The sequence below is a fragment of the Halospina sp. K52047b genome, assembly GCF_008709855.1.
GTDB lineage: Bacteria > Pseudomonadota > Gammaproteobacteria > Pseudomonadales > Oleiphilaceae > Halospina > Halospina utahensis_B.
Genome location: NZ_VYJH01000043.1, coordinates 1 through 224, shown reverse-complemented (window position 1 = coordinate 224; position 224 = coordinate 1). Strand labels below are relative to the sequence as shown.

At 61.2% G+C, this 224-nt stretch carries 1 protein-coding gene; it reads right to left on the bottom strand.

The genetic code is table 11. The annotated features are described in order from the left end of the window. Nucleotides 1-224, bottom strand: a 224-nt coding sequence (locus F3089_RS15800; RefSeq protein WP_151441737.1) for a transposase, incomplete at both ends; no start/stop codon positions are given.

Here is a 224-nt window from a genome sequence, read left to right as displayed (position 1 = left end):
TCATTTTCTCCCCGGCTTGCCGGTAATGGTGGCGCACCCGTGCCATTGGGATTTTGACCTCATCCAGCAATTTGCTGTTTTTGCTGAACCCAACCAGGTAGTCCACGCCGTTGCGGTCGCACCATTCGAGCAGCCTCGGGCGATAGAAGCCGGCATCGCCGCGGAACACGATCCGGGTAGCCGGCCAGTGCTGGCGGATGAAGCGCACCAGCAGCGCCAGGATG